This window comes from Modicisalibacter sp. 'Wilcox', assembly GCF_010993675.1.
Classification (GTDB): domain Bacteria; phylum Pseudomonadota; class Gammaproteobacteria; order Pseudomonadales; family Halomonadaceae; genus Modicisalibacter; species Modicisalibacter tunisiensis.
The window spans coordinates 97,360-121,992 of sequence record NZ_WNXF01000003.1 but is presented as its reverse complement, the minus strand read 5'-3'; the positions used below and the strand labels follow the sequence as shown (position 1 = coordinate 121,992).

General features: G+C 69.1%; 24 protein-coding genes. 8 read left to right on the top strand and 16 right to left on the bottom strand.

Annotated elements, in window-relative coordinates:
- The first annotated feature begins 14 nt into the window (after positions 1 to 14).
- Positions 15 to 1,049, top strand: coding sequence for an ABC transporter ATP-binding protein (locus tag G7A98_RS03935; RefSeq protein WP_163648186.1), 1,035 nt, complete (start codon positions 15 to 17; stop codon positions 1,047 to 1,049).
- Positions 1,046 to 1,810, top strand: a complete 765-nt coding sequence (locus G7A98_RS03930; RefSeq protein WP_346427255.1) for an ABC transporter permease — start codon at positions 1,046 to 1,048, stop codon at positions 1,808 to 1,810. The genes G7A98_RS03935 and G7A98_RS03930 overlap by 4 nt, the downstream gene beginning before the upstream one ends.
- A gap of 107 nt (positions 1,811 to 1,917) precedes the next feature.
- Here G7A98_RS03930 and G7A98_RS03925 read toward each other — a convergent pair whose 3' ends face one another.
- From G7A98_RS03925 to G7A98_RS03905, 5 genes are all read right to left on the bottom strand, one after another.
- Positions 1,918 to 2,049 carry an entericidin A/B family lipoprotein gene (locus tag G7A98_RS03925; protein ID WP_163648185.1) on the bottom strand — a complete coding sequence of 44 codons (132 nt, stop codon included), beginning with the start codon at positions 2,047 to 2,049 and terminating at the stop codon, positions 1,918 to 1,920.
- 127 nt (positions 2,050 to 2,176) lie between these two features.
- Complete coding sequence (locus tag G7A98_RS03920; RefSeq protein WP_163648184.1) at positions 2,177 to 2,308, bottom strand: entericidin A/B family lipoprotein; 132 nt, start codon at positions 2,306 to 2,308, stop codon at positions 2,177 to 2,179.
- A 67-nt stretch (positions 2,309 to 2,375) separates the two neighbouring features.
- Complete coding sequence (locus G7A98_RS03915) at positions 2,376 to 3,122, bottom strand: sulfite exporter TauE/SafE family protein (protein ID WP_163648183.1); 747 nt, start codon at positions 3,120 to 3,122, stop codon at positions 2,376 to 2,378.
- Entirely contained in the window at positions 3,119 to 5,251 is a 2,133-nt protein-coding gene (locus G7A98_RS03910) for a TRAP transporter permease (RefSeq protein ID WP_163648182.1), read from the bottom strand. The genes G7A98_RS03915 and G7A98_RS03910 overlap by 4 nt, the downstream gene beginning before the upstream one ends.
- Positions 5,252 to 5,363: 112 nt before the next feature.
- Positions 5,364 to 6,380, bottom strand: coding sequence for a TAXI family TRAP transporter solute-binding subunit (locus tag G7A98_RS03905; protein ID WP_163648181.1), 1,017 nt, complete (start codon positions 6,378 to 6,380; stop codon positions 5,364 to 5,366).
- Between the two features lie 215 nt (positions 6,381 to 6,595).
- Here G7A98_RS03905 and G7A98_RS03900 point away from each other — a divergent pair, with 215 nt between their 5' ends.
- Complete coding sequence (locus G7A98_RS03900; protein WP_163648180.1) at positions 6,596 to 7,018, top strand: HIT family protein; 423 nt, start codon at positions 6,596 to 6,598, stop codon at positions 7,016 to 7,018.
- A 7-nt stretch (positions 7,019 to 7,025) separates the two neighbouring features.
- On the opposite strand, the gene ectB is transcribed toward G7A98_RS03900, so the two are convergent.
- The 6 genes from ectB to G7A98_RS03870 all read right to left on the bottom strand — a co-directional run bounded on the left by ectB (position 7,026) and on the right by G7A98_RS03870 (position 14,092).
- Positions 7,026 to 8,300: a diaminobutyrate--2-oxoglutarate transaminase gene (gene ectB / locus G7A98_RS03895; RefSeq protein ID WP_163648179.1), complete on the bottom strand. Its 1,275-nt coding sequence runs from the start codon at positions 8,298 to 8,300 to the stop codon at positions 7,026 to 7,028.
- A gap of 31 nt (positions 8,301 to 8,331) precedes the next feature.
- Entirely contained in the window at positions 8,332 to 9,792 is a 1,461-nt protein-coding gene (locus G7A98_RS03890) for an NAD-dependent succinate-semialdehyde dehydrogenase (RefSeq protein WP_163648178.1), read from the bottom strand.
- A 190-nt stretch (positions 9,793 to 9,982) separates the two neighbouring features.
- Positions 9,983 to 11,344, bottom strand: coding sequence for a sigma-54 dependent transcriptional regulator (locus G7A98_RS03885; RefSeq protein ID WP_163648177.1), 1,362 nt, complete (start codon positions 11,342 to 11,344; stop codon positions 9,983 to 9,985).
- Positions 11,341 to 13,179: an ATP-binding protein gene (locus G7A98_RS03880; protein ID WP_240464665.1), complete on the bottom strand. Its 1,839-nt coding sequence runs from the start codon at positions 13,177 to 13,179 to the stop codon at positions 11,341 to 11,343. Before G7A98_RS03880 ends, G7A98_RS03885 begins: the two co-directional genes overlap by 4 nt.
- A 5-nt stretch (positions 13,180 to 13,184) precedes the next feature.
- Positions 13,185 to 13,544 (bottom strand): hypothetical protein, encoded by a 360-nt coding sequence (locus tag G7A98_RS03875; RefSeq protein ID WP_163648176.1) that lies wholly within the window; start codon positions 13,542 to 13,544, stop codon positions 13,185 to 13,187.
- Positions 13,541 to 14,092 carry a hypothetical protein gene (locus G7A98_RS03870; protein WP_163648175.1) on the bottom strand — a complete coding sequence of 184 codons (552 nt, stop codon included), beginning with the start codon at positions 14,090 to 14,092 and terminating at the stop codon, positions 13,541 to 13,543. The genes G7A98_RS03875 and G7A98_RS03870 overlap by 4 nt, the downstream gene beginning before the upstream one ends.
- Before the next feature lie 283 nt (positions 14,093 to 14,375).
- Here G7A98_RS03870 and G7A98_RS03865 point away from each other — a divergent pair, with 283 nt between their 5' ends.
- Complete coding sequence (locus G7A98_RS03865) at positions 14,376 to 15,512, top strand: glycerate kinase (protein ID WP_163648174.1); 1,137 nt, start codon at positions 14,376 to 14,378, stop codon at positions 15,510 to 15,512.
- 6 nt (positions 15,513 to 15,518) lie between these two features.
- On the opposite strand, the gene G7A98_RS03860 is transcribed toward G7A98_RS03865, so the two are convergent.
- Positions 15,519 to 16,193, bottom strand: coding sequence for a Fe2+-dependent dioxygenase (locus tag G7A98_RS03860; RefSeq protein WP_163648173.1), 675 nt, complete (start codon positions 16,191 to 16,193; stop codon positions 15,519 to 15,521).
- Between the two features lie 148 nt (positions 16,194 to 16,341).
- Here G7A98_RS03860 and G7A98_RS03855 point away from each other — a divergent pair, with 148 nt between their 5' ends.
- From G7A98_RS03855 to G7A98_RS03840, 4 genes are all read left to right on the top strand, one after another.
- A complete protein-coding gene (locus tag G7A98_RS03855) occupies positions 16,342 to 17,421 on the top strand; it encodes a hypothetical protein (RefSeq protein WP_163648172.1) in 1,080 nt (359 codons plus the stop codon).
- A 148-nt stretch (positions 17,422 to 17,569) separates the two neighbouring features.
- Positions 17,570 to 18,043, top strand: coding sequence for a Dps family protein (locus G7A98_RS03850; protein WP_163648171.1), 474 nt, complete (start codon positions 17,570 to 17,572; stop codon positions 18,041 to 18,043).
- Between the two features lie 211 nt (positions 18,044 to 18,254).
- Positions 18,255 to 18,818 carry a type 1 glutamine amidotransferase domain-containing protein gene (locus tag G7A98_RS03845; RefSeq protein ID WP_163648170.1) on the top strand — a complete coding sequence of 188 codons (564 nt, stop codon included), beginning with the start codon at positions 18,255 to 18,257 and terminating at the stop codon, positions 18,816 to 18,818.
- 95 nt (positions 18,819 to 18,913) lie between these two features.
- Positions 18,914 to 20,005 carry a phosphatase domain-containing protein gene (locus G7A98_RS03840; protein ID WP_240464664.1) on the top strand — a complete coding sequence of 364 codons (1,092 nt, stop codon included), beginning with the start codon at positions 18,914 to 18,916 and terminating at the stop codon, positions 20,003 to 20,005.
- Here the strand turns inward: G7A98_RS03840 and G7A98_RS03835 are convergent.
- The 4 genes from G7A98_RS03835 to G7A98_RS03820 form a co-directional block, all read right to left on the bottom strand.
- On the bottom strand, positions 19,986 to 21,464 hold the full coding sequence (locus tag G7A98_RS03835) for an aminoacyl-histidine dipeptidase (protein WP_163648169.1): 1,479 nt from the start codon (positions 21,462 to 21,464) through the stop codon (positions 19,986 to 19,988). The genes G7A98_RS03840 and G7A98_RS03835 overlap by 20 nt on opposite strands.
- Before the next feature lie 156 nt (positions 21,465 to 21,620).
- A complete protein-coding gene (locus tag G7A98_RS03830) occupies positions 21,621 to 21,815 on the bottom strand; it encodes a hypothetical protein (protein ID WP_163648168.1) in 195 nt (64 codons plus the stop codon).
- A 16-nt stretch (positions 21,816 to 21,831) separates the two neighbouring features.
- Entirely contained in the window at positions 21,832 to 22,965 is a 1,134-nt protein-coding gene (gene cydB / locus G7A98_RS03825) for a cytochrome d ubiquinol oxidase subunit II (RefSeq protein ID WP_163648167.1), read from the bottom strand.
- A gap of 3 nt (positions 22,966 to 22,968) precedes the next feature.
- Complete coding sequence (locus G7A98_RS03820; protein WP_163648166.1) at positions 22,969 to 24,552, bottom strand: cytochrome ubiquinol oxidase subunit I; 1,584 nt, start codon at positions 24,550 to 24,552, stop codon at positions 22,969 to 22,971.
- Between the last annotated feature and the right edge of the window lie 81 nt (positions 24,553 to 24,633).

The window sequence follows — 24,633 nt, the reverse complement described above, 5'->3', positions numbered from 1 at the left end:
CGAGAGCCGAAGGCATGATCGAATTACAGGGCCTGACCAAGACCTACGGCGACAAGACGGTCGTCAGCGACATCTCGTTGCGTGTCGAGAGCGGCGAGTTCAGCGTGCTGATCGGCCCCTCCGGCTGCGGCAAGTCGACCACGCTGCGCATGATCAACCGGCTGATTCCCTTGACGAGCGGGCGCATCCTGCTCGGCGACGAGGATGTCACCCGCCTGCCGGCGGAGCAGCTGCGCCGGCGGATCGGCTACGCCATCCAGTCGATCGGGCTGTTCCCCCACTGGACGGTGGCCGACAACATCGCCGTGGTGCCCAACCTGCTCAAGTGGCCGAGCGCGCGCATCGCCTCGCGGGTCGACGAGCTGCTCGACCTCTTCCACCTGGATGCCGGCGAGTTCCGCGACAAGTACCCGCACCAGCTCTCTGGCGGTCAGGCCCAGCGCGTGGGGGTAGCCCGGGCGCTCGCCGCCGACCCGGAAGTGCTGCTGATGGACGAGCCCTTCGGTGCCGTCGACCCGCTGACCCGCGAGGTGCTGCAGAACGAGATGCGCCGCGTCCACGAGCAAACCGGCACCACCGTGATCTTCGTCACCCACGACATGGACGAGGCGCTCAAGCTGGCCTCGCGCATCGCCCTGCTCGACGCCGGGCGCCTGGTGCAGTACGACCGCCCCATCGAGCTGCTCACCGCCCCCGCCGAGGCCTTCGTCAGCGACTTCATCGGCAAGGCCGACCTCGGCCTCAAGCTGCTCTCGCGGCGCTGGGTGCACCAGTACCAGCAGGCGGCGACGACATCCGGCGACGCCCCCCATCACTGGGAAACCGACGCGCAAGGGCACCCGACCTGCCTGCACGGCGGCCGCCCGACGGCGGACGTGCCGCCGCGCGTGGCGGTCACCGATGACTGGACGGCGACACCGGGAATGACCATGAAGGAAGCCCTGTCGCGCATGGTCTGGTATCGCGTGGGCGTGCTGCCGGTCATCGACGACGCCGGGCGTCTGATCGGCGAGGTGACCCTGGAGGGGGTCATGGGGCGTCAGCCATGATGGCGGCCCTGCTCCGGCGCGAACGGCGCCGCGACGCCCTGCTGCCGCTGCTGAGTCTGCTGCTGGTGGCCCTGGTGCTGTTCATGGGCCGTCTGGAACCGCTGTTCCATGCCGCCTTTCCGCAGCTCGAGACACCCGTCTACGCTCGCGAAAGCTTCTGGCGGCTGACCCTCGACCACCTCGTACTGGTACTGGTCTCGTCGCTGATCTCGGTGAGCGTGGGCGTCTCTGCGGGCCTGTTCGTCACCCGTCGCACCGGGCGCGAGTTCGAGCCGCTGGTCTCGGCGCTGGCGGCGATCGGCCAGACCTTTCCGCCGGCGGCGGTGCTGGCGATCGTCGTGCCGCTGGCCGGGTTCGGCTTCGTGCCGACCATCGTCGCCCTGACCCTCTACGGCCTGCTGCCGGTGGTACAGAACACCATCACCGGCCTGCGCACCGTGCCCGCCGACACCCTGGAGGCCGCCCGCGGCACGGGCATGAGCGCCCGGCAGATCCTGTGGCGCGTCGAGTTGCCGCTGGCGATGCGGGTGATCATCGCCGGTGTCCGGGTGTCGGTGATCATCAACATCGGCACCGCCACCATCGGCTCCACGGTCGGCGCCCAGAGCCTGGGCACACCGATCATCGCCGGGCTGGTGGGCGACAATATCGCCTACGTGATTCAGGGGGCGGTGCTGGTGGGGCTGCTGGCGATCGTCAGCGACCTGTCCTTCGAACGCCTGGAACGGCGCTATCGGATCGGCGGCGAGGCTACGGACTGAACACAGGCGGCGGGGAACGACAGGAAAAGAGGTCGGAAACCGGGGAAAGGAGTGGCGCAAGGCACCAGCCCGCCCGACGGCAAGCCGCCGGGCGTGGGTGCTGACACTCAGCTGGCGGAGTCCTGGATCTGCTCACCGCCCTCTTCGATGTCTTCGCCGGCGCCATGCATGGTGTTGCAGCCGCTCAGCACGCTGACACTCACCAGCGCCAGAAACATCAGTGCCGTCAGTTTCTTCATCTCGCGTCCTCCCTAACGGATCAATGAAGTCACCGGCGAGGCCATCATCCGGACCCCGTTCCGGTGCGTGACAAGGCGTCACACCCCCAGCCTAACAGGCTCCGGCGGATTCTGCCCGGTGGATCCGCTACTTCCCGGAAGCGGCTTCCTCGATTTCCGAGCCCACCTTCTGCACATCGCGGCCGAAGCCGTGCATGGTATTGCAGCCGGCCAGGCCCGCCAGCATCAGCAGGGCCAGCGCGATCGCTAGCTTGTTCATGGCATTCTCCTCGCGCGATTGTTGCGCCTGTTATCGCCGATCCCGGCGCTTGCCACAAGAGGCGCGACTAGACCAGTACCAGGCGCAGGATGATCACCCCGATCACCGCCAGCGTCAGTCCGCGGACCCACTTGGCGCCACGCGGCCCCATGTTGACCCGCACCGCCAGCCAGGCGCCGCTCATGCTGCCCACCGCCATCAGCAGGCCGTAGGCCCAGCGGACTTGATCGTCGAGCACGAACACCGCCAACGCCGGCAAGGTATAGACAAGTATGATGAGTACCTTGAGCACGTTGACCTGGGCCAGGTCGATCCTGAGCATGCGGTAGAGCACGGCGATGAACAACACCCCCACGCCGACCTGAATGAAGCCGCCGTAGAGGCCGATGACGAACATCGCCAGATACACCGCCGGTGTCAGCCGTTCCGGGGTCAGCTCCCGGGTGTCCAGCGTCGGCTGTGGCAGCAGCATCATCAGCGAGGCGCCGACCATGGCCACCACCAGCACCGTCTCGAACACGGCGTCGGGAATTCCCAGCGCCAACCAGGCACCGCACAGTGCACCCAGCACCGCCGGCACCGAGAGCCGCAGGCCGACCCCCAGGTCCCGAGCGCCGGCGCGGCGGAAGTTGCCCACCGCGCTGACACTCTGCAGGGCGATGCTCACCCGGTTGGTGCCGTTGGCCACCTGGGGTGGCAGCCCCAGGAACATCAGCAGCGGCAGGGTCAGCATCGAGCCCCCCGCCGCCAGCACGTTGATGAAGCCGGCGGCAGCGCCGATCACCACCAGCGCCAGCCCTTCCAGCCCGCTCATGAGGCGGCCGTCCGTGGAGTCCGCCCCTGACGCACGCTCCAGGCGAACACGGCGGCGAAGATCGCCACCCCGGCCAGATCGAGGGCGAGCATGCCGTGCGGCCACAGCATCAGGGCGCCGATCGGGAACATCAGCAGCCGCAGCCACCATGACAGCTCATGCTCGAGATAGCCCTCGAGGCCGGCGACGATGGCGTAGATGCCGAACAGCGCCATGACGAAGACGGTGGTCATCTCCAGCGGCGTGCCGGTGATCAGCGGCGACCACACGAACAGCAGCGGCACGATGTAGAGCCCCTTGGCGATCTTCCAGGCGGTCAGGCCGGTGCGCATCTGCGGCGTGTTGGCGATCGCCGCGGCGGCGAAGGCGGTCAGGCACACCGGCGGCGTGACGTTGGAGTCCTGGGACAGCCAGAAGATCACCATGTGCGCGGCGACCAGCGCCATGGTCAGGAAGTGCGGCGACAGCGCCTGCTCGTAGAGCTGGCTGGAGAAGGTGTCCGGTACCTTGTCGAGCAGCGCCTGGGCGTCGGCCGGGCTCATCGGCGCGGACAGCGCCTGCACCTGATCCGGCGCGGCGAGCATGAAGATGGCCTGGGCCTGCTGCGGCAGATCGCCGGCCACCAGCAGGTCGACGAGCTGGGAGTGCGCCATCAAGTTGTAGAGCGCCGGCGCCGACAGCGTCGCCAGCACGATGTAGGACGCCGTGACCGGCAGCCCCATGCCCAGGATCAGCGAGGCGATGGCGATCAGCACCAGGGTCACCAGCAGGCTGCCGCCCGCCCAGTCGGTGATCATCAGCGAGAAGGTGTTGCCGATGCCGGTGGTCGAGACCACGTTGACGATCAGCCCCACGGTGATCAGCAGGATCGCCGTGGTGATCATGTTGCGGGTGCCCTGCACCAGGGCCTCGATGATCAGCTTCGGGGTCATCGGCTGCTTGGACAGCCACGACGCCACGATCACCGAAACGATGGCGATGCCGGCGCTGTAGGTGGGCGTGAAGCCGTAGATCAGCGCCGCCACCAGCACGATCAGCGGCAGCAGGAAGTGCCAGCCGTTCTTGAGCACCTCGCCGATCTTCGGCGCATCGGGGTCGTCGAGGTGCTGGGCGTTGCTGCGCTTGGCCTCGATGCGCACGAACATCGCCACCGACAGGAAGTACAGCAGCGCCGGCAGCGCGGCGACGCCGATGATGGTCAGGTACGACACCTGGGTGTAGGAAGCCATGATGAAGGCCCCGGCCCCCATCACCGGCGGCATCAGCTGGCCGCCGGTCGATGCCGAGGCCTCGACGCCGGCGGCGAAGCGTGCGGGAAAGCCGGCCTTGCGCATCAACGGGATGGTGATGACCCCGGTGGAGACGGTATTGGCCACCGCCGAGCCGGACACCGAGCCCATCAGGCCCGAGGAGAACACCGCCACGAAGCCCGGGCCGCCGACGAAGCGTCCGGCCGCACAGCGCGCCAGCTCGATGATGAATTCCCCGGCGCCCGACTTGACCAGGAAGGCGCCGAAGAGGATGAACATGAACACGTACGACCAGGAGATGCGGGCGATCGAGCCCAGCATGCCCTCGCCGCCGATGTAGCTGCGAAACAGCACGGTCTCCCAGCTCAGGCCGGGGAAGTTGAAGACCCCGCCGACGTACTTGCCCCACCAGGCCACATAGGTCAGCGCGATCAGGCACAGCACCGGGATGAACCAGCCGGTGGTGCGCCGGGCGAACTCGAGTACCAGCCCCACGGCCAGGATCGACACCACCCAGTCGCTGGCGTTGAAGGTCACGCCGCGGTCATACAGGGCGTCCTCGAAGGCCATCAGGTAGAGCGCGCAGCCGATCGCCGCCACCGCCAGCAGCACGTCGACGGCCAGGATCGCGCGCTGCGCCCCGGCGCCGGAGGGCCGCGCCAGCGGCACCGACAGCGCGCACAGCGCACCGAACAGCCCGAAATGCATGGCGCTCGTCCACAGCGTGGACAGCGTCGAGAAGGTATTGAAATAGAGGTGCACCAGGGCGATGACGATCGCGAAGGCGAACAGGAAGCGCCCCAGCCACGGATGCGTCAGGCGCTCGTCGGCCTCCTGGGCCTCCTCGTCGCGGATCGAGTCAAGGTTCGGGTCGCTCACGGCGATCTCCTGAAAACGGAAGGGCTGAACATCGACGACGAGCGCCGCGGCATCCCGCGGCGCTCGTCCAGGGCCGGGTCGTCGGAGCCGGGCGGCCCCGCGACCCGCGGGATCACTCGGCGATCAGGCGATCGGGGATCTTGATGCCCTGCTCCTTGAAGTAGCGAGCCGCGCCCGGATGCAGCGGCATCGGCAGGCCGGCGATGGCCTTCTCGATGGCCATGGCCTTGGTCGCCGGGTGGATGTTCTGCAGGAACGGCAGGTTCTCGTACATGGTCTTGGTGATGGCGTAGACGTCATCGGCCGGGACGTCGGCACGCACCGCCAGGATGTTGGGCTGGGCGATGGTGTGGATCACCTCGTCCTGGTTCGGGTAGGTGCCCGCCGGGATGTCGTACGGGGTCCACAGCTCGAACTCGCTGTTGACCTTCTTGAGCTGCTCGTCGGTGAAGGCCAGCGTGGTGATGTCGTCGCCGACGTTGGCATAGGCGCGGGTCACCGCCGCCGCCGGCGCGCCGGCCGGGATGTTCATGCCCTTGATGGTGCCGTTCTGCAGGGCGTCGGCGCTGGGGCCGTAGCCCAGGTAGGCGATGTCCATCTTCTCCGGATCGATGCCCAGCTGGCCGAGGATGTAGCGCCCCGAGCCCTCGGTGCCGGAGTTGCGTGCGCCGATCGAGAACGGCTCGCCGTAGAGGTTGGTCATGTCATCGATGGTGCCGGAATCGACCATGTCGTCCTTGACCACGAAGTGCTCGACGTTCTGCCACAGCATCGACACGCTGCGCAGGTTCTTGTAGGCCTTGGGAACCGGGCCGGTGCCCTTCCAGGCGTAGGCGCCGTAGAGCCCCTGCAGGATGCCGAACTGCGCCTGATCCTCGTCCATCAGCTTGAGGTTCTCGCCGGAACCGGCGGAGCTGATCGCCGACACCGAGATGCCGGTCTTGGGCTCGAGCTTGACCTTGATCAGCGTCGACAGCGCGACGCCCACCGGGTAGTAGGTACCGCCGGTGGTCGCGGTGCTCAGGATGTACTTGTGGGATTCCTGAGCCATGGCCGAGCCGGCCGAGACACCCAGTGCCGCTGCGGTAGCCAGCCCGATGGCCGACTTGAGGAACTGACGCTTGTGCATGCCGTTTCTCCTGTTGGGAATTGGCGGTTATTGTGTGAAGCGTCAGAGCTACTGCAAATGCCTTGCCACCCACGGAATGATCTTGAAAATCAAAAGCTTGTAAAAAAACTGCCTGACGAACGCCCATTGATCGGCAACAACTTGCCGATCACGGCGCCGACCATCGGCCATTTCTTGCCGACGCTTGCCGACACCGCCCCTGCACGGAGATCCCCATGACCGACTTCACGCTCGATGACCGCCTGGCCGCGGACACGCACTTTCTTGTCGACCTGCCGCTGTGTCAGGTGCGCCTGATGAACGACGCCCGCTTCGCCTGGCTGATTCTGGTACCGCGCCGGGACGGCGTGGTCGAGGTCAGTGACCTGAGCGAGACCGAGCAGGCGCGCCTGTGGCACGAGGCCACCCGGCTCGGCGAGGCGCTCAAGGCCGAGCTCGGCGGCGCCAAGCTCAACCTGGCAACGCTGGGCAATCAGGTGCCGCAGCTGCATTTCCACGTCATCGTGCGCCGGCGCGACGATGCCGCCTGGCCCGGACCGGTGTGGGGGGTGGGCACGCCCGAGCCCTGGCCGGCCCGGACGGTGGAGGCATGGCAGGCGCGGATCGACCGGCTCGCCGCGCCGCTGATGGCGGGTTGAAGGAGCGTCAGGTACTGGTCAGCAGCCCGTGCTTGTCGAGCACCGCCTCGATGGCGTCCTCGATGATCGCCAGCCCCTCGTCGAGGTCGGCGTCGGTGCTGATCAGCGGCGGCATGACCTTGACCACGCAGTCCGCCTGGCCGGTGGTCTCCATGACCAGGCCGCGCTCGAAGCACTTGTCGATGATCGCGTTGCCGAATTCGGCGCGCTCGCAGGCCAGGCCGATGAACAGCCCGCGCCCGCGGATCTCGGCCTCGAAATGGCGGTGCTCGGCCATGATCGTGGCCAGCCGCTCGCGGACGTACTCGCCCTTGCGCAGCGTTTCCTTCTCCAGGGTGTCGTCGCGCCAGTAGGTCTCGAGCGCCGCGGTGCCGGTGACGAAGGCCTGATTGTTGCCGCGGAAGGTGCCGGTGTGCTCGCCGGGCGCCCAGACATCGAGCTCGGGCTTGAGCAGCACCATCGCCAGCGGCAGCCCCATGCCGGACAGCGACTTGGCGACGGTGACGATGTCCGGCGAGATGCCGGCCGGCTCGAAGGAGAAGAACGGCCCGGTGCGGCCGATCCCGGCCTGGATGTCGTCGACGATCAGCAGCATGTCGTGCTCACGGCACAGCCGCTCGATCTCGCGCAGCCAGGCGAAGTCGGCGACGTTGATGCCGCCCTCGCCCTGCACCGTCTCGACGATCACCGCCGCCGGCTTGTCGACGCCGCTGAAGTCATCCTCGAGCAGCGCCGCGAAGTCCTTCGCGGTGTCGCGACCGTCGGCGTAGTAGTGGCTGTAGGGCATCAGCACGGCATCGTCGAGCCCCACCCCGGCGCTGCCGCGCACCGCGGCGTTGGCGGTGACCGCCATCGAGCCCAGGGTCATGCCGTGAAAGCCGTGGGTGAAGTGGACGATCCGGCTGCGCCCCTTGACCTTGCGCGCCAGCTTGAGCGCCGCCTCCACCGCATTGGTGCCGGTGGGCCCGGGGAACTGCAGCTTGTAGTCCATCCCACGCGGCTTGAGGATCACGTCCTCGAAGGTGGCGAGGAAGGTTTCCTTGGCCTCGGTGGCCATGTCCAGGCCGTGGTTGATGCCGTCGCGCTGGATGTACTCGACCAGCGCGCGTTTCATGGCCTCGTCGTTGTGGCCATAGTTGAGCGCCCCGGCCCCGCTGAAGAAATCCAGGTAGCGGGTACCGTCCTTGGCGGTCAGACGGTTGCCCTTGGCCTCGGTGAAGACCTTGGGAAAGGAGCGCACGTAGGCGCGGACCTGCGATTCGAGACGTTCGATGGTGTCCATGGTTGCCTCCTCCGTGATGACGCGACGCGGTTCAGCGGCCGGGGACGCCGCCGACGCAGTAGTACTTGGTCTCGAGGTACTCCTGCATGCCGGCATCGGCCCCCTCGCGGCCCAGCCCGGACTGCTTGACGCCGCCAAACGGCACCTGGGGGCCGGTGATGTCCATGGTGTTGACGCCGACCATGCCGTATTCGAGCCGCCGCATGAACTTGCGGATGCGGGCGTCGCGATGGGTGTAGACGTAGGCGGCGAGGCCGTAGATGGTGGCGTTGGCGGCCGCGATCACCGCGTCGTCGTCGTCGAAGGCGCAGATCGGCGCCACCGGCGCGAACGATTCCTCGCCGGCCACGCGCATCTCGGGCGTGAAGTCGGCGACCACGGTAGGCATGAAGAAGCGCGGCCCCGGCGCCTCGTCCTGGCCGCGGCCGAGGATTCGTGCGCCCTTGTCGCGGGCGTCATCGACGAGCCCGCGGGCCTTGTCGACGGCATCGCGGTTGATCAGCGGCCCGATAGCGGTGTCATCATCGAAGCCGTTGCCCACCGCCATGTCGTTCATGCGCGCGGTGAAGCGCTCGACGAAGGCGTCGTAGAGCGAGCGATGCACGTAGAGGCGATTGGCCGCCACGCAGTCCTGACCGCTGGTCTGGAACTTGGCGGCGATCGCCCCTTCGACCGCCTCGTCGAGATCGGCATCGTCACAGACGATGAACGGCGCGTTGCCGCCCAGCTCCATGGCATTGCGCTTGACCGTGTCAGCGCTCTGGCGCAGCAGCTCGCGGCCCACCGGGGTGGAGCCGGTGAACGACAGCGCCCGGACCCGGTCGTCGGCACAGACCCGCTCGGCGAAGCGCTTGCCGCTGCCGGTGACCACGTTGAACTCGCCACGGGTCAGACCTGCGCGCTCGGCAAGCACCGCCAGCGCCAGCGCCGAGAACGGCGTCTGGGTGGCCGGGTTGACCAGGGCGGTGCAGCCCGCCGCCAGGGCGGCACCGACCTTGCGAGTGATCATCGCCAGGGGGAAGTTCCACGGCGTGATCACCGCGGCCACACCGACCGGCTCCTGCACGGTGCCCAGCGCGACGTCGGGCTTGTCGGCGGGAATCGTCTCGCCGTCGGCCCGGCGCGCCTGCTCGGCGAACCAGCGAAAGAAGCTCGCCGCATAGTCGACCTCACCGCGCGCCTCGGCCAGCGGCTTGCCCTGCTCCCGGGTCATCAGCCGTGCCAGCGCCTCGCGGTGTTCGGTCATGCCCCGATACCACGCCAGCAGCTTGTCGGCGCGCTCCAGCGCCGAGGTGTCGCGCCAGTCGGCGAAGGCGTTCACCGCGGCATCGATCGCCGCATCGACGTCCGCCGCCGCCAGGTCGGGCACCTGGCCGATGGTTTCCTCGGTTGCCGGGTCGTCGACCGCCTGGCGCGCGTCACCGGTGGCATCGATCCAGTGGCCGCCGATATAGGCGCGTTCGCGCAGCAGGCCCGCAAATTCGTCCGTCATTGCCGCTCCTCCCTGAATGCCAATGAAAAAGCCATCGGCAAGGGGCCGGCATGCCGGAACCAGCGAAGGGAATGAAACGGGAGCCGTCATGGCTCGGCGATGAGCGTCCCTGGTTGCCCGGCATCGCCCCTCGCCGCGGCGAGGTTCCTGCAGTGTAGGTCGTCGGGACGATATCCCCCAAGGCGCTTCGTCACGTCGCCGACGGCGTGACGAGAAAGGCTTCGCGGCGCAGCCCGTAACGGTGCATCTTCTGGTTCAGGGTGCGCCGCGGCAGCTCGAGCTCCTCCAGCACCGCCTGGATGTTGCCGCCATGGCGGGCCAGCGCGGCACGCAGCAGCGAGGCCTCGAAGGCCGCCACCTGATCGGCCAGCGAGCCACCGGCGCCCGGCGCCGCCTGCGGATCGGCGCCCAGCTGCGGGATATCCAGCCCCAGGGTGAAGCGTGTCGCGGCGTTGCGCAGCTCGCGCAGGTTGCCGGGCCAGTCGTGGCGGGCCAGGGCGGCGAGCAGCTCGGCATCCGCCTCGCGCCGGCCGCGCTGGTGGACATCAGCGGCCTGGCGGCAGAAATGGTTGAACAGCAGCGCGATGTCCTCGCGACGCTCGCGCAGCGCCGGGATGCTCAGCTCGGCGATCGCCAGCCGGTAGTAGAGGTCCTCGCGGAACGTCCCGCGCGAGGCCATGGCCAGCAGGTCGGCCTTGGTCGCCGCCACCACGCGCAGGTCCAGGTGGATCACCCGGTTGCTGCCCAGCCGCGTGACCTCGCCCTCCTGCAGCGCGCGCAGCAGCTTGACCTGAGCGGCCGGCGGCATCGATTCGACCTCGTCGAGAAACAGCGTGCCGCCGCTGGCGTGTTCCAGCTTGCCGATGCGTGTCTCCAGGGCGCCGGTGAAGGCGCCCCGCTCATGGCCGAACAGCTCCGACTCGATCAGCTCGGGGGCGATCGCCCCGCAGTTGAGCGCCACGAAGGGGGTCGCCTCGCCGGGGCCGAACTCGTGGAGGCAGCGCGCGACCACCTCCTTGCCGCTGCCCGTCTCGCCGTGCACCAGCACGCTGGCCCGGGTCGGCGCCAGGTTGGCGATCTGCTCGCGCAGCCGCTGCATGCCCGAAGACTCGCCCAGCAGCCGTCCGGCCAGCCCGCCCTGGCGCAGCGCCTGACGCAGACGCCGGTTCTCCTGCCCCAGCCGGCGCCGCTCGAGGGCCCGCTGGACCTGTTCCTCCAGCCGTTCAGGTTCGAAGGGTTTCTCGATGAAGTCCCAGGCGCCCTGACGCATGGCGTCCACCGCCATCGGCACGTCGCCGTGGCCGGTGATCAGCACCACCGGCAGGTCGGCATCGACGGCCAGCACCGCCTCGAGCAGCGCCAGTCCGTCTATGCCGGGCATCTTGACGTCGGAGATCAGCACGCCGCAGGGCTCGCCGTCGGTGAGTGCCGCCAGCGCCGCCTCGCTGGCGGCAAAGGTGCGCACCGGCAGGTCGCCGAGCTCGAACCACTGGGTCAGGGACTCGCGCACGCCGGGATCGTCATCGACCAGCCAGATCGGCAGTTCGCTCATGTCAGGGATTCCTCGTTGCTGTGCCGCTGCGCCGCCTGCCGGGCGCGCGGCAGCTCCACCCAAAAGCGCGCCCCGCCGCCCTCGTCGGCCGGGCGGTTCTCGGCCCGGATGCGGCCCGCGAGATCCTGAACGATGCCGAAGGCGATGAACAGCCCCAGACCGAGCCCGTCGCCCACGGCCTTGGTGGTGAAGAAGGGATCGAAGAGATGCTCGAGCACCTCGGCCTCGATGCCCGGGCCGTTGTCCGCCACCGTCAGGATCACCTGTGAGTCCTCCACCGCCAGGGTGACCGTCAGCTGCGGCGACGCGACGTCGCGCAGAGCATCGAGGGCATTGCGCAGCAGGTTGGTGAGCAGCTGCTCGACCCGCACCTCGTCGCCGGCGACCCACACTCCGGCCCCGGAGGCTTCCGGGCGCTCGACCGTCAGCTTCACGCCCTGGCGCGTCAGGCGATCGTCGAGCAGTTCGAGCACGAAGTCGAGCCGGGCGGCCAGGTCGACCGGCTCCCGGGCGCCGCCCTTGCGGGCGAACAGCTTGAGCTGGCGAATCAGCGTGGCCAGCCGGTCGGAGAGCCCCTGGATGCGCCGGAAGTTGTCCACCGCCGCCGCCTCGCGACCGCGTTCGATCAACCGCGCACCACTGGCCGCGTAGGTGCGGATCCCGGCCAGCGGCTGGTTGAGCTCGTGGGCGATGCCCGCCGCCATGGTGCCCAGCGCGGCCAGCTTGCCGGCCTGCACCAGCTCGGCCTGGGCCGACTCCAGTTCGCGGGTACGCGAGGCGACCCGGCTCTCCAGCCGCTCGTTGGCCTCGCGCATGATGCGCGCCTCGCGCTCGCGCAGCCACAGCCGCTGCTGGCGTTCGCGCAGCCACAGACCCAGCAGCAGCAGGGCCAGGCAGCCGGCGGCGGCGACCAGCACCGCGTCGCGGGCGCTGGCGTACAGCGGCCGCACCGGCACCAGGTAGTGCATGCGCCAACCCAGCGTCGACAGCGGACTGGACGTGATGAAATAGCGCTCCCCGACGGCATCGCCCACCGGCCCGCCGGCCGGCTCGCCGCCGATCAGCAGCGAGCCGTCGGCCAGCCGCTCGCCCAGCGGCTCGAGCGCCGCGCCGTTGAACTGGCGCTGGGCCCGGATCGCCTCGCGCGCGGACGTGTCCAGCCGGCCGAAGTGGCGAAAGCGCCAGTCGGGACGGCTGGAGAGGATCACCACCCCGTTGGCGTCGCTGACCAGCACCTTCTCGCCGGCCTGACGCCAGTCCGCCTGCAGCGACTCCAGCGACACCTTGACCGCCAAGGCCCCGGCCACCTTCTGCGTCCCACCCGTGTCACGGACACCGGTGATCACCGGTGCCGAGACGAAGTAGCCCGGCCGCCCGGTGGTGCTGCCCACCGCGAAGAACTCGCCCTGCTCGCCGCGCAGCGCGGCGCGAAAGTAGGGGCGATAGTCGTAGCGATGACCGATGAAGCTGCCCGGCGTGGCGTGATTGCTCGCCGCCACGGTCAGCCCGCGACGATTCATCAGGTAGATCGCCTCGGCCTCCGAATCCGCGGCCACCCGCGCCAGATGCCGGTTGACGCGGCGGATCACCGCCGGGTTGTCCACCCCCAGGGCGCTCTGGATCAGCGGCTGGCGGGCCAGCAGGTCCGGCAGGTAGGCGAAGCGCGCCAGCGCCCCGTCGAGGCTGCTGGTATACAGCGCCAGCCGCGCGTCGGCGTGGCGACGCGCCTCGCGCATGGCGGCGTCGAGCTGCCAGTGCCACACCCACCACAGCATGGCGGCGACCACCAGCCCCACTCCGGAGACCAGCAGTCGCCGCAGACGGCGACGTCGCACCGGGCTCAACGGCGCGTCTCGAGCCGGGCGCGGATGGCCGCGAGCAGGTCGTCGAAGCGCGCCGGGTCGACCGGCTGCCCACCCTGTCGCCCGGAGAGCACAAGCCGGGTCCCCCCGTCGGCGGCCTGGGTCTCGAGCGTCAGGGCATAGCCGTGGCGCGAGGCCAGCACGGCATCCACCCGGCCCAGCGCCGCATCCGCCATCTGGATCACGAAGCCGCGCTCGGCCAGCACCGCGACCCCCGCCGACAAGGCCGCGTCGGGCGCGGCGGCGACCTGCACGGCGCGGGTCGGCGGCGGCGATGCCAGGCTCGCGCAGCCGGCGAGCAGCCCCATCAGCACTCCCGCTATCAGCAGGCGTTTCATGGCTGTCCCTCCCGATTCAGCAGGCGTGACTGGATGGCGCCGCTCACCTCGCGGCAGAAGGCATCCCGGTTGTAGGGGCGGGAGTCGATGACTCGTCCGTCATCGGCGACCACCCGGGAGTCACGGGTCAGGGTCAGCTGCGCGTCGTCGACCACCAGCGAGACCCGCTCGACCTGGACCGGCTCGTCGCCGATGCGCATGCCCAGGCCGAGGTGCACCCCGCCCCCTGCATGGCCCCAGCCTCCCCAGCCCATGCCGCCGTCGATCCACGGCTCGTCGATGGCGCCCAGCCCCGGCTGGCGGGTGGTACGCTCGGCGCTCACCACGCCCAGGGTCAGGTCGGTGCTGCGGATGGCGAAGCCGCGCGCCTCCAGCTCCGCCATGGCCGCGCGGATCCACGCCTCGCGGGAGGCCGCCGGTTCACGCGGCCACTGGCAGGCCGCGGGCAGCGCCCGGGCGTCGGCGGCCAGCGGGTCGGTGCCCATGGCCTGACACCCGCCGAGCGCGACGGTGGCCAGCAGCATCAGTGCATACAGTGGCTGTTTCATGGTGTCTCTCCTCACTGCGTCACGGGCCGCCGGGGCCCGGCTCTTCGAGCATAGCGCGGGCGGCTCCCGCCCCGGGCCATTTCACGCTAGGCTTTGGACGAAAACTGACTGCGCTCGGCAACACGGCGTTAAAAATCGTCTCAAAGTACTCATTTACAGCGCGTAAATTCCGTCTTTTCACCGATTTTTGCCTTGTCTTGCCTTCGCTCGCCGACTTTTCGTCAAAAACCCTCGGCTGGCAACCTTCCATGCCTTGCCGACGAGCCCACGACACGAGGACACCATGAAGATCCTGATCGCCCCCGACAGCTACAAGGACGCCCTGCCGGCCCGCGAGGCGGCCGCAGCGATCGCCGCCGGACTGCGCCGCGTGCGCCCCGAGGCTGAACTCGTCGAGTGTCCGATGGGCGACGGCGGCGAAGGCACGCTGGACGCGCTGATCGCCGCAACCGGCGCCGAGCGCCGCCATGCCCGGGTGCAGGATGCCCTGGGGCGGCCCGCCACGGCGGCCTGGGGCTGGCATGCCGCCAGTCGCAGCGCCTATGTCGAACTGGCCGAAGCCAGCGGCCTGCAGGCCCTGACCCGCGAGGAACGCACGGCCCGTGACAGCACCACCCACGGGGTCGGCGAGCTGATCCGCGAGGCCCTCGACGCCGGCGCCCGGCGGTTGATTCTAACCCTCGGCGGCAGCGCCACCAACGACGCCGGCGCGGGCATGCTGGCGGCATTGGGCGCGCGACTGCTGGACGCCGAGGAGCGCCCCCTGCCCCCGGGCGGTGCGGCGCTGGGCGAGCTGGCGCGGCTCGACCTGAGTGGACTCGACCCGCGCCTGGCCGAGCTGACGGTGGAAGCGGCGGTGGACGTCGACAATCCGCTGACCGGCCCGCGCGGCGCCAGCGCGGTGTTCGGCCCGCAGAAGGGGGCCTCGGCGGCGGACGTCAGCCATCTCGATGCTGCCCTGGACCACTTCGCCGATCATCTCGCCCGGGCCCTGGGACGCGACGAGCGCGACCGGCCCGGCGCGGGTGCCGCCGGCGGCATGGGCTTCGCCGCCGCCAGCGTGCTCGGCGCCGCCCTGCGCCCCGGGATCGAGCTGGTCATGGAGCAGGCCGGCTTCGCGCAGCGGCTCGCCGGGGCCGACCTGGTGATCACCGGCGAGGGCCAGCTCGACGGCCAGAGCCTGGCCGGCAAGACGCCCATCGGCATCGCCCGCCGCGCCCGCGAGCACGGCGTACCGACGGTGGTGCTGGCCGGGCGCCTGGGGGACGGCTGGCAGGCGGCCCACGACGAAGGCGTGCTGGCGGCCCTCGCCCTGGCCGACGGCCCCATGACGCTCGACGAGGCCCTGAGCCGCTGCGCCGAGCTGCTCGCCGACCGGGCCGAGGCGGTGCTGCGGCTGTTCGGCGCCTGCCGCGGCTGAGGTCGGCTACACCTCCACCCACATGCGCTGCAGGTTGGCCAGCGACTTGCTCATCAGGTCGAAGGTCTCGCTCTTGCCCTCGCGCTCGAACAGGCCGCGCCGCGCGGTGTCCAGGTCGAAGAGGATCTCCCGCGCGGCGGGGTCGCGGACCTGGCTCTGCACCCAGCCGATCGCCACCCGGCGCTGCCCCCGCGTGACCGGCTCGACCCGGTGCAGGGTCGACGACGGATAGAGGATCATCGCCCCGGCCGGCAGCTTGTAGCGCTGCTCGCCGGCCGTGGTGTCGGTCACCAGCTCGCCGCCGTCGTAGGCCTCCGGTGCCTCGAGGAAGAGGGTGAAGGAGAGATCGGTGCGCACCGGCGCCGCGCCGCCCATCACCGGGTCGTCGACATGGTTGCCGTAGTGCATGCCCGGGCGGTAGCGGCTGAAGCGTACCGGCGTCATGCGCGCCGGCCGCGCCGCCATCTGGAACAGCGGATGGCGGCGGATCGCCTCGCCGAGGCGCTCGCTCCACTGGCGCACCACCGGCGCCTGGCCGTCGGCCTGCTGGTTCGCCTTGACCTGGCGGGCGTGCCAGCCCGCCGTCTCCCGGCCGTCCCGGAAATGCGCGTCCTCGTCGAGATCCCGCCGCAGCGCCGCCAGCTGCTCGGCATCGAGGACATCCGCCACGCACAGAATCATTGCCTGCTCCCCTGTCAGTGATGCGAACGTGAATGCAAATAACTCTCGTATGAGTTATGTTATTGTCCCACGCCATGATACGCCAGCGTACCGGCGGGCCCCTTTATTTCTCCACCAGCAAGGCATTGAACAAGACGAGGGCATCAGCATGATGGAACAGCGCCTGAAACTGTGGGTCGGCATCGGCATGACCACCTTCCTGGGAGCCGGCGGCCAGGCGGCCCTGGCCCACAGTAGCGATCCCGCCGCCGACGAGTCCCACAAGGCCGAAATGGCCGTCGAATCGGGCGGCGAGAGGCATCATGGCGGTGAAGGCGATGAGTCCCGCCACGGCGGCGAAGGCAGCGAGTCTCACCACGGCGGCGAAGGCGGCGAGTCTCACCACGGCGGCGAAGGCGGCGAATCCGACCACGGCGGCGAAGGCGGTGAATCCGACCATGGCGGCGAGGGCGGCGAGTCCCATCACGGCGGTGAAGGCGGTGAAGGCGGCGCCGTCGGCTTCGTCTTCAGTCACTTCCCGGTAGCGGTCAGCGAAGGCGGTGAAGGTGGCGAAGGCGGCGGCAAGCCCGCCCCCAGCGCCCTGACCTCCCCCGGCATCTACTACACCGAACTCGCCCTCATGGAAGGCCATCTGGACAGTGCCGAGGCGCTCTATCGCAGCGGCCACGGTGACCAGGGCGCGGCCCATCTCACCCACCCGCTGATCGAACAGTTCCCGAAGCTGGAGCCGGCGCTGGAGGCACACGGCGAGGAAGCCCCGCTGGAGTCGGCCCTGGAAGCCCTCTCCGACAAGGCCGGCCAGACCGCCGACTGGGACCAGCTGGCCCCCGCCTTGGACAAGGCCCGCCAGGCGATCGACGCGGCCCAGGCCGATGTCGCCGTCGAGACGCGCCAGTCGCCCCGCTTCATCGGCGACGTGACCCTGGCGCTGCTCAAGCAGGCGGCCGCGGAGTACGAGGAAGCCGTCAAGGACGGCCGCTTCGCCAATGCCGCCGAGTATCAGGACGGCCGTGGTTTCGTGCAGGTCGCCACGCAGCTGTGGCAGGCCGGCGCGGATACGCTTCGCGGCGCCGACGGCAAGGTCTACACCAAGGGTCAGGCCGAGCTGGAGGCACTCTCCCGCATCTGGCCCGAGGCCGTGCCGCCGGCCGAGCCGGTCAAGGCGCCGGGCGAGGTCTACGCCGAGGTCGCCCGCTTCGAGCTGGCGACCTCCGCGCTGCGTCACTGAGGTTACGCCAGTCCTGCCGGCGGGCCCTCGCCCGCCGGCAGCCCCTTGGCGATAGCCTGCCGCTATGCCGCCGATGACTTCCGCTCACTGGGCGCTTCCCGACGGGCCGGTTATCATCGAGGCAGATTCCATCACGGAGGATTCTCTCATGGCAGATACCAACTCCATCGGCCTGCACCAGGCCAGCGCCGACCAGCTGGCCGACAAGCTCAACACCCTGCTGGCCAACTACCAGATCTTCTACATGAACGTGCGCGGCTATCACTGGAACGTGAAGGGCCAGCACTTCTTCGAGCTGCACACCAAGTTCGAGGAGTACTACACCGATCTGCTGACCAAGATCGACGAGGTCGCCGAGCGCGTCCTGACCCTGGGTCACCAGCCGCTGCATGCCTACAGCGACTATGTGCGGGTCGCCGACATCGCCGAGGACAAGAACGTCCACGACGGCGAGGCCTGCGTGCGCGGCATCGTGCAGGGCTTCCAGACGCTGATCGAGCTGCAGCGCGAACTGCTCTCCCTGGCCTCCGACGCCGACGACGAGGGCACCGCCTCGCTGGCCAGCGACTACATCCGCGAGCAGGAAAAGACCGTGTGGATGCTCAACGCCTACCTTGGCTGAGCCCTCGCGCCTGTCCCTTCCGCCGCCGCTCCCCGGAGCGGCGGCGTCGTTTTCCGGGCCTCGCGGCCCTCGGCCACTTGAGGTCGCGTCACGATCACCTATGCTGAACGCAGCGTCGGCCGCCCCCCTTGTCCGCAGCGGTCGACGCCCCAAGGATGAGTCCTGTCGCGGTTGAAACCGCATTTGCTCACTGAGCCGCAAGGAGGTAGCCATGAGCCAGAAACTGAGTGGCAAGCGCGTCGCCATTCTCGCCACCGACGGGTTCGAGGAATCCGAACTCGCGGTGCCGCGCAAGGAACTCGATGCCCAGGGCATGACCGTGCATATCGTCGCGCCCGACAAGAAGGGCATCCGCGCCTGGGCGGAAACCGACTGGGGTGACACCTACGACGTCGACGTGGCTCTCGATGACGCCAATGTCGCCGACTACCACGCCCTGGTGCTGCCCGGCGGCCTGTTCAACCCGGACAGCCTGCGTACCAACGACAAGGCCCAGGCCTTCGCCCGGCATTTCTTCGAGGCCGGCAAGCCGGTCGGCGCCATCTGCCACGGCCCCTGGCTGCTGATCAACGCCGGCGTGGTCAAGGGCCGTCGCATGACCTCGTTCCCCTCGGTGGCCCAGGATCTGAAGAACGCCGGGGCCGAGTGGGTCGACGAGGAAGTGGTGGTCGACAGCGGGCTGGTCACCAGCCGCAAGCCCGACGATCTCGACGCCTTCTGCCGCAAGCTGATCGAGGAGATCGGCGAAGGGCGTCACAGCCACCAGCACGCCTGACCGGCATCCCCTCGAGTCCCGCTTGCGTCCGCCTCGCCCGCCGAGGCGGACGCTTTGCGTCCGGCCTCGCCAAGGCCGCCTTCAAGGAGTCCCGCATGTCCCGCCACCCCCGCCAGGCCCTGCGCAAGCTGCTGCATATCGCCGCCCGGCCGATGAAGTCGGACCGCGGGCGCGGCGGCATCGTGGTGCATGCCTATCGAGGCTACGGCACGGCCCATGAGGTCTACCTGATGGGCCGCGTCTTTCACCAGCCCAGCCTGGGGCTGCCGCTGGCCGAGGGCACACTGGCCCGCGACGTGGCCGACGTGGTGCGGCGCGGCGTGCGCTGGGGCGTCGGGGAGGCGGAAGTCACCCTGCGCCTGAACGGCAGCACGCTGACCGTGACCACCGACCGCGACGGCTACTACGACGCCCGGATGCGCCTCGACACCCCGCTGCCGCTCGATCACAGCTGGCATCATGCCGATCTCGACGTGCACGTCGATGGCGCGCACACGGTCAGCGAGCGGGCCGAGATCTACGTGCCGCCACCGACGGTCGACCTGGCGGTGATCAGCGACATCGACGACACGGTCATGTACACCGGGGTCGCCAACAAGCTGAAGATGGCCTACCGCCTGTTCCTCGAGAAGGCCGACCGCCGCACGGCCTTCCCCGGCGTCGCGGCCTTCTATCAGGCGCTGTTCGACGGTACCGACGGGCAGCGCCGGCGCCCGATGCTCTATGTCTCGCGGGGGCCCTGGAGCATCTACGAGATACTGGAAGCCTTCTTCCAGCGCAACCGCATCCCCGTCGGTCCGATCCTGTTCCTGCGCGAATGGGGGCTGACCCTGCAGCGCCCCTGGCCGCGCAAGGCCAGCGACCACAAGGTGATGGTGATCGAGCGCATGCTGGCGCTCTATGACACCCTGCCCTTCGTGCTGATCGGCGACAGCGGCCAGGAGGATCCCGAGACCTACGCCCGCCTGGTGCATGACCACCCCGGGCGCATCCGCGCCATCTACATCCGCGACGTCGACCACAGCGCCGCGCGCAAGGCGGACATCGCCCGGCTGGCCGAGGAGGTCGACGCGCACGACTGCACGCTGCTGCTGGCCGACAGCAGCCTGGGCATGGCCGAGCATGCCTTCCGCCACGGCCTGATCTCCGCCGACGGCCTGGCGGCGGTCAGGCATTCGCCGGACTGAGCGCCTCGTCGGCCAGCGACTCGAGCATCGCCCGCAGCAGCTGCCAGAACGCCGCCACCGAGTCGATCTCGACCCGTTCGTCGGGCGAGTGCGCGCCGCGAATCTGCGGGCCGAAGGAGATCATCTGCAGGCCGGGATACTTGCCGCCGAGAATCCCGCACTCCAGCCCGGCGTGGATCACCCTGACCGCCGGCGCATCGCCCGTCAGCCGTTGATGCAGCTCGCGGAAGCGCGTCAGCAGCGGACTCTCGGGGGCCGGTGTCCACCCCGGGTAGGCGTTTTCCATGCGCACCTCGGCACCGATCAGGCCGAACAGCGCACGGAAACGATCCGCCATGTCGGCGCAGGCGCTGTCGCGCAGCGAGCGCACCAGGGCACACAGATGCAGGCGCCCCGCCTCGAGGCTCACCACCCCCAGGTTGTTGGAGGTTTCCACCACCCCGGGCACCGCGACGCTCATGCGCTCCACGCCGCAGGGCGCCACATGCAGCGCGGCGACCAGCATGCGACTGGCGGTGGGCGTCAGGGCCGTCTCGGCCCGCGCCGCCGGCTCCAGCGCCAGTGCGAGCCCTTCATCGACGCCCTCGAGCTCGGCGCGCAGCTCATCCTGCAGGGCCGCCAGGCGCGCCCGGGCGGCGCCCTCCTCGCCGTCGGCCATCACCAGGGTGGCGAAGGCCTCGCGCGGCAGGGCGTTGCGCAGCGTGCCGCCGTGATAGTCGACCAGGCGCACACCGCAGGGCTCCAGGGCGCGCAGCACCCGCACCAGCAGGCGATTGGCGTTGCCGCGCCCCTTGTGGATGTCGATCCCCGAGTGGCCGCCGACCAGCCCGGTCAGCGACAGCCGCCAGGTGCGCTCCTCGGCGTGCACGGCACTGGTCGGCAGGTTGGCCTCGACCACCACGTCGGCGCCGCCGGCGCAGCCGATGTAGACCTGACCACGATCCTCGGAGTCCAGGTTGAGCAGGATGCGCCCCTCCAGCCAGCCCTCGGCCAGGTGCAGCGCGCCGCCCATGGAGGACTCCTCCTCGACGGTGAACAGCGCCTCGAGCGGGCCGTGGCGCAGGGTGTCGTCCTCGAGAATCGCCAGCGCCGCGGCCACGCCCAGGCCGTTGTCGGCGCCCAGGGTGGTGCCGCGGGCGTGCAGCCAGCCGTCGGCGATGACGGTCTCGACGGGATCGGCGGTGAAGTCGTGAGGATGATCGGCGTTGGCCTGGGCGACCATGTCCAGATGGCCCTGGAGGATCACCCCCGGGGCCTGCTCGCAGCCCGGCGTCGCCGGCTTGGTCAGGCGCAGGTTGCCGGCGGCGTCGAGAGCGTGGCCGAGCCCCCGGGCCTCGGCCCAGGCGATCAGCGTGCGGCGGATGCCGGCCTCGTGGCCGGAGGGCCGCGGCGTGTTGCACAGGGTGCGGAAATGGCGCCACAGCGGGCGCGGCGTCAGGGTTTCCAGATGCTCGTTCATGACGGGTCCTGAAGGCGACGATAGCGATCGCCGTCATTGTAGCGATCATGACTCCATCACGAAGCCTCCCGCCCGAGACTTTCCCTCGCCCTGCCCCAGAACGCCGCCGCCCCGGCAAAGACCGGGGCGGCGGTGAGAACGGGAACGACGCAACGCTCAGTAGTGGTCGTCGTGGCTCTCGTCGTAGCGGGCATCGATGATCGCCGTGCCGGCCGCGGCGATCAGCACGATCATCACCGTGCCCAGCACCCAGGCGAAGTACCAGGCGCCACGCTCGCCCAGCACGATGGTCAGGGCGATGGCCACCACGGCGAGGAGCAGCCAGAAGAGGAAGAGCAGTATCTGTTTCATGGTCCGGGCTCCGCAATCAGTAGGCGTGTTCGTCGTGGGCGATCGATTCCGGCGTCACCTTGCCGCGCATCACCCAGAAGGCCCAGCTGGTGTAGATGCCGATGATCGGGATGAAGACCGCGGTGAAGGCCAGCATCCAGCCCAGCGTGCCCAGGCTCGAGGACGCATCCCACACGGTCAGGCTGTGGCTCGGCTCGCTGGACGACGGCATCAAAAACGGGAACATCGCCGCACCCAGCGTGACCAGGGTGGCGGCCCAGGCCAGCGCCCCCAGCCACCAGGCCAGGTGCGACAGGCCGGCGCGCGCCGCCATGATGCCGCCCAGCACGGCCAGGTAGACACTCGCCGGGACCAGCCACAGGGCCGGATGGGCGGTGTAGTTGGCCAGCCAGGCGCCGGCGGCGGTTTCCACGGTCTTGTTGAGCGGCAGCGCCGGACCGGCCGGGTCGCCGCCCGCGGTGATCTCGTAGCCGTGCATCATGGTCACCCAGATGCCGCAGAGGCTGAACACCACCAGCGCCACCAGGCCGGCGACGCTGAGCAGCCGGCAGGCACGCTCGCGGATCACCCCGGTACCGCGGTTCATCACCATGGCACCGCCTTGGTAAAGCGCCAGCGCCAGCGCCATCACTCCGCACAGTACGGCGAAGGGGTTGAACAGGCTGATGAAGCTGCCGGTGTAGTAGGAGACCATGTTCCAGGAGAAGTGGAACGGCACACCCTCGAGCATGTTGCCCATCGCCGCACCGAAGACAATCATCGGCACCGCGCCGGAGATGAACAGCATCCAGTCCCAGGCGCCGCGCCAGCGCTCACCCGGCAGCTTGCTGCGGTACTCGAAGCCCAGCGGGCGCACGATCATCGACCACAGCAGCACCAGCATCACCACATAGAGCCCGGAAAAGGCGGTGGCGTAGATGGTCGGCCAGGCGGCGAACACCGCCCCGCCGCCGAGGATGAACCACACCTGGTTGCCGTCCCAGTGCGGGGCGATCATGTTGATCACCGCGCGGCGCTCACCGTCGGTGCGGCCCAGGTAGCGCAGCGCGGCGCCGACCCCCATATCCATGCCGACCATCACCGCCAGGCCGATCAGCAGCACACCCAGCAGCACCCACCAGGTCACCTTGAGAAGTACGTACGGATCCATGGCTCAGGCCTCGCTCCACTGGGATGAATGTTGTTGACGGACCGAATCGGCATGCGCGTCATGCTTGCCCTCGCTCGGCCCCAGACGGATGAATTTCACCATCAGGTACATCTCGACGACGATGAACAGGCTGTAGAGCAGCACGAACCCGGTCAGCGAGAAGATCATGTAGCCGACGCTGTGGGTCGAAGCGGACAGCCAGGTCGGCAGCTGGCCGTAGACCGTCCACGGCTGGCGTCCCAGCTCGGCGACCACCCAGCCGGCCTCGTTGGCGATAAACGGTACCGGAATCATCCACGGCGCCAGGCGCAGGAACCAGTTATGCCGATGCAGGGTGCCACGCAGCGAGAAGATCACCGCCAGGATCAGGAAGGCCATCATCAGGAAGGCCGTCGCCACCATGACGCGGAACGACCAGAACACCGGCGCCACGGGCGGGATGGTGTCGGCCGCCGCCTTGGCGATCTGGGCATCGGTGGCCTGCGAAACGTCCTCGACGTAGCGCTGGACCAGCAGCGCGTAGCCCAGGTCGTCCTGATGGGCCTCGAAGGTGGCGCGTGCCTGGGCGTCGGTGGGGTTCTCGCGCAGCGTCTGCAGAGCGCTCAACGCCGGGATGCCGTTGCGAATCCGTGTTTCGGCCTCGGCCACCAGATCATTCACCCCGGGAATCGACTCGTCGAAGGTGTGGGTGACCAGCGGCGTCAGCAGGTACGGAATCTGTACCTCGAAGTCGTTGCGCTGCTCCTCCTGGTTGGGCCAGGCGATCAGGTTGAAGCCGGCCGGGGCCTCGGCGGTTTCCCACAGCCCTTCCATGGCGGCCAGCTTGGTGGGCTGGGCGCCGCCGTTGATGAAGCCCAGGGCGTCGCCCAGCGAGATCACACCGATGCTGGCGAACACGCCGAACAGCGCGGCGACCCGGAACGAGCGCTTGGCCAGCTCGATGTGGCGGCGCCGCAGCAGGTAGAAGGCGCTGATGCCCAGCACGAAGATCGCCGCGGTCACGTAGCCGGCGATGCTGGTGTGGACGAACTTGGCCTGCGCCTCGGGGCTGAAGATCAGGTCCGGCAAGCTGGTCAGCTCCATGCGCATGGTGTCGGGATTGAACGCCGAGCCGGTGGGCTTCTGCATGTAGCCGTTGGCGATCAGGATCCACAGCGCCGAGAGGTTGGACCCCAGCGCCACCATGTAGGTCACCAGCAAGTGCTTGCCGCGCGACAGCTTGCCCCAGCCGAACAGCATCAGGCCGACGAAGGTCGATTCGAGGAAGAACGCCATCAGGCCCTCGATGGCCAGCGGCGCGCCGAAGATGTCGCCGACGAAATGCGAGTAGGTCGACCAGTTGGTGCCGAACTCGAACTCCATGGTCAGGCCGGTGGCCACGCCCAGGGCGAAGTTGATGGCGAACAGCTTCGACCAGAAGTGGGTCATCTGCCGGTAGATGTCGCGCCCGGTGATGACGTAGATGGTTTCCATCGTCGCCAGCAACACCGAGAAGCCCAGCGTCAGCGGCACGAAAAGGTAGTGATACAACGCCGTGGCCGCGAACTGGAGTCGCGACAGCTCGATGACGGTGTCTAGTTCTTGCATGGCGAGGTGTTCTCCGTGATCCCTGCGTGACCGACGCTCTCCACGCCCGGCGGCGTGGACAGCGACGGAAGTGCGGCCTCA

Bases quoted from the DNA above. Each gene is read 5' to 3' on its own strand.
- G7A98_RS03925 (WP_163648185.1), bottom strand. From the start codon at position 2,049: ATGAAGAAACTGACGGCACTGATGTTTCTGGCGCTGGTGAGTGTCAGC.
- G7A98_RS03860 (WP_163648173.1), bottom strand. From the start codon at position 16,193: ATGATTCTGTGCGTGGCGGATGTCCTCGATGCCGAGCAGCTGGCGGCG.
- G7A98_RS03905 (WP_163648181.1), bottom strand. From the start codon at position 6,380: ATGCACAAGCGTCAGTTCCTCAAGTCGGCCATCGGGCTGGCTACCGCA.
- G7A98_RS03885 (WP_163648177.1), bottom strand. From the start codon at position 11,344: ATGAGCGAACTGCCGATCTGGCTGGTCGATGACGATCCCGGCGTGCGC.
- G7A98_RS03900 (WP_163648180.1), top strand. From the start codon at position 6,596: ATGACCGACTTCACGCTCGATGACCGCCTGGCCGCGGACACGCACTTT.
- G7A98_RS03890 (WP_163648178.1), bottom strand. From the start codon at position 9,792: ATGACGGACGAATTTGCGGGCCTGCTGCGCGAACGCGCCTATATCGGC.
- G7A98_RS03870 (WP_163648175.1), bottom strand. From the start codon at position 14,092: ATGAAACAGCCACTGTATGCACTGATGCTGCTGGCCACCGTCGCGCTC.
- G7A98_RS03850 (WP_163648171.1), top strand. From the start codon at position 17,570: ATGGCAGATACCAACTCCATCGGCCTGCACCAGGCCAGCGCCGACCAG.
- G7A98_RS03875 (WP_163648176.1), bottom strand. From the start codon at position 13,544: ATGAAACGCCTGCTGATAGCGGGAGTGCTGATGGGGCTGCTCGCCGGC.
- G7A98_RS03830 (WP_163648168.1), bottom strand. From the start codon at position 21,815: ATGAAACAGATACTGCTCTTCCTCTTCTGGCTGCTCCTCGCCGTGGTG.
- G7A98_RS03865 (WP_163648174.1), top strand. From the start codon at position 14,376: ATGAAGATCCTGATCGCCCCCGACAGCTACAAGGACGCCCTGCCGGCC.
- cydB (WP_163648167.1), bottom strand. From the start codon at position 22,965: ATGGATCCGTACGTACTTCTCAAGGTGACCTGGTGGGTGCTGCTGGGT.
- G7A98_RS03845 (WP_163648170.1), top strand. From the start codon at position 18,255: ATGAGCCAGAAACTGAGTGGCAAGCGCGTCGCCATTCTCGCCACCGAC.
- ectB (WP_163648179.1), bottom strand. From the start codon at position 8,300: ATGGACACCATCGAACGTCTCGAATCGCAGGTCCGCGCCTACGTGCGC.
- G7A98_RS03840 (WP_240464664.1), top strand. From the start codon at position 18,914: ATGTCCCGCCACCCCCGCCAGGCCCTGCGCAAGCTGCTGCATATCGCC.
- G7A98_RS03835 (WP_163648169.1), bottom strand. From the start codon at position 21,464: ATGAACGAGCATCTGGAAACCCTGACGCCGCGCCCGCTGTGGCGCCAT.
- G7A98_RS03820 (WP_163648166.1), bottom strand. From the start codon at position 24,552: ATGCAAGAACTAGACACCGTCATCGAGCTGTCGCGACTCCAGTTCGCG.
- G7A98_RS03935 (WP_163648186.1), top strand. From the start codon at position 15: ATGATCGAATTACAGGGCCTGACCAAGACCTACGGCGACAAGACGGTC.
- G7A98_RS03915 (WP_163648183.1), bottom strand. From the start codon at position 3,122: ATGAGCGGGCTGGAAGGGCTGGCGCTGGTGGTGATCGGCGCTGCCGCC.
- G7A98_RS03930 (WP_346427255.1), top strand. From the start codon at position 1,046: ATGATGGCGGCCCTGCTCCGGCGCGAACGGCGCCGCGACGCCCTGCTG.
- G7A98_RS03855 (WP_163648172.1), top strand. From the start codon at position 16,342: ATGATGGAACAGCGCCTGAAACTGTGGGTCGGCATCGGCATGACCACC.
- G7A98_RS03920 (WP_163648184.1), bottom strand. From the start codon at position 2,308: ATGAACAAGCTAGCGATCGCGCTGGCCCTGCTGATGCTGGCGGGCCTG.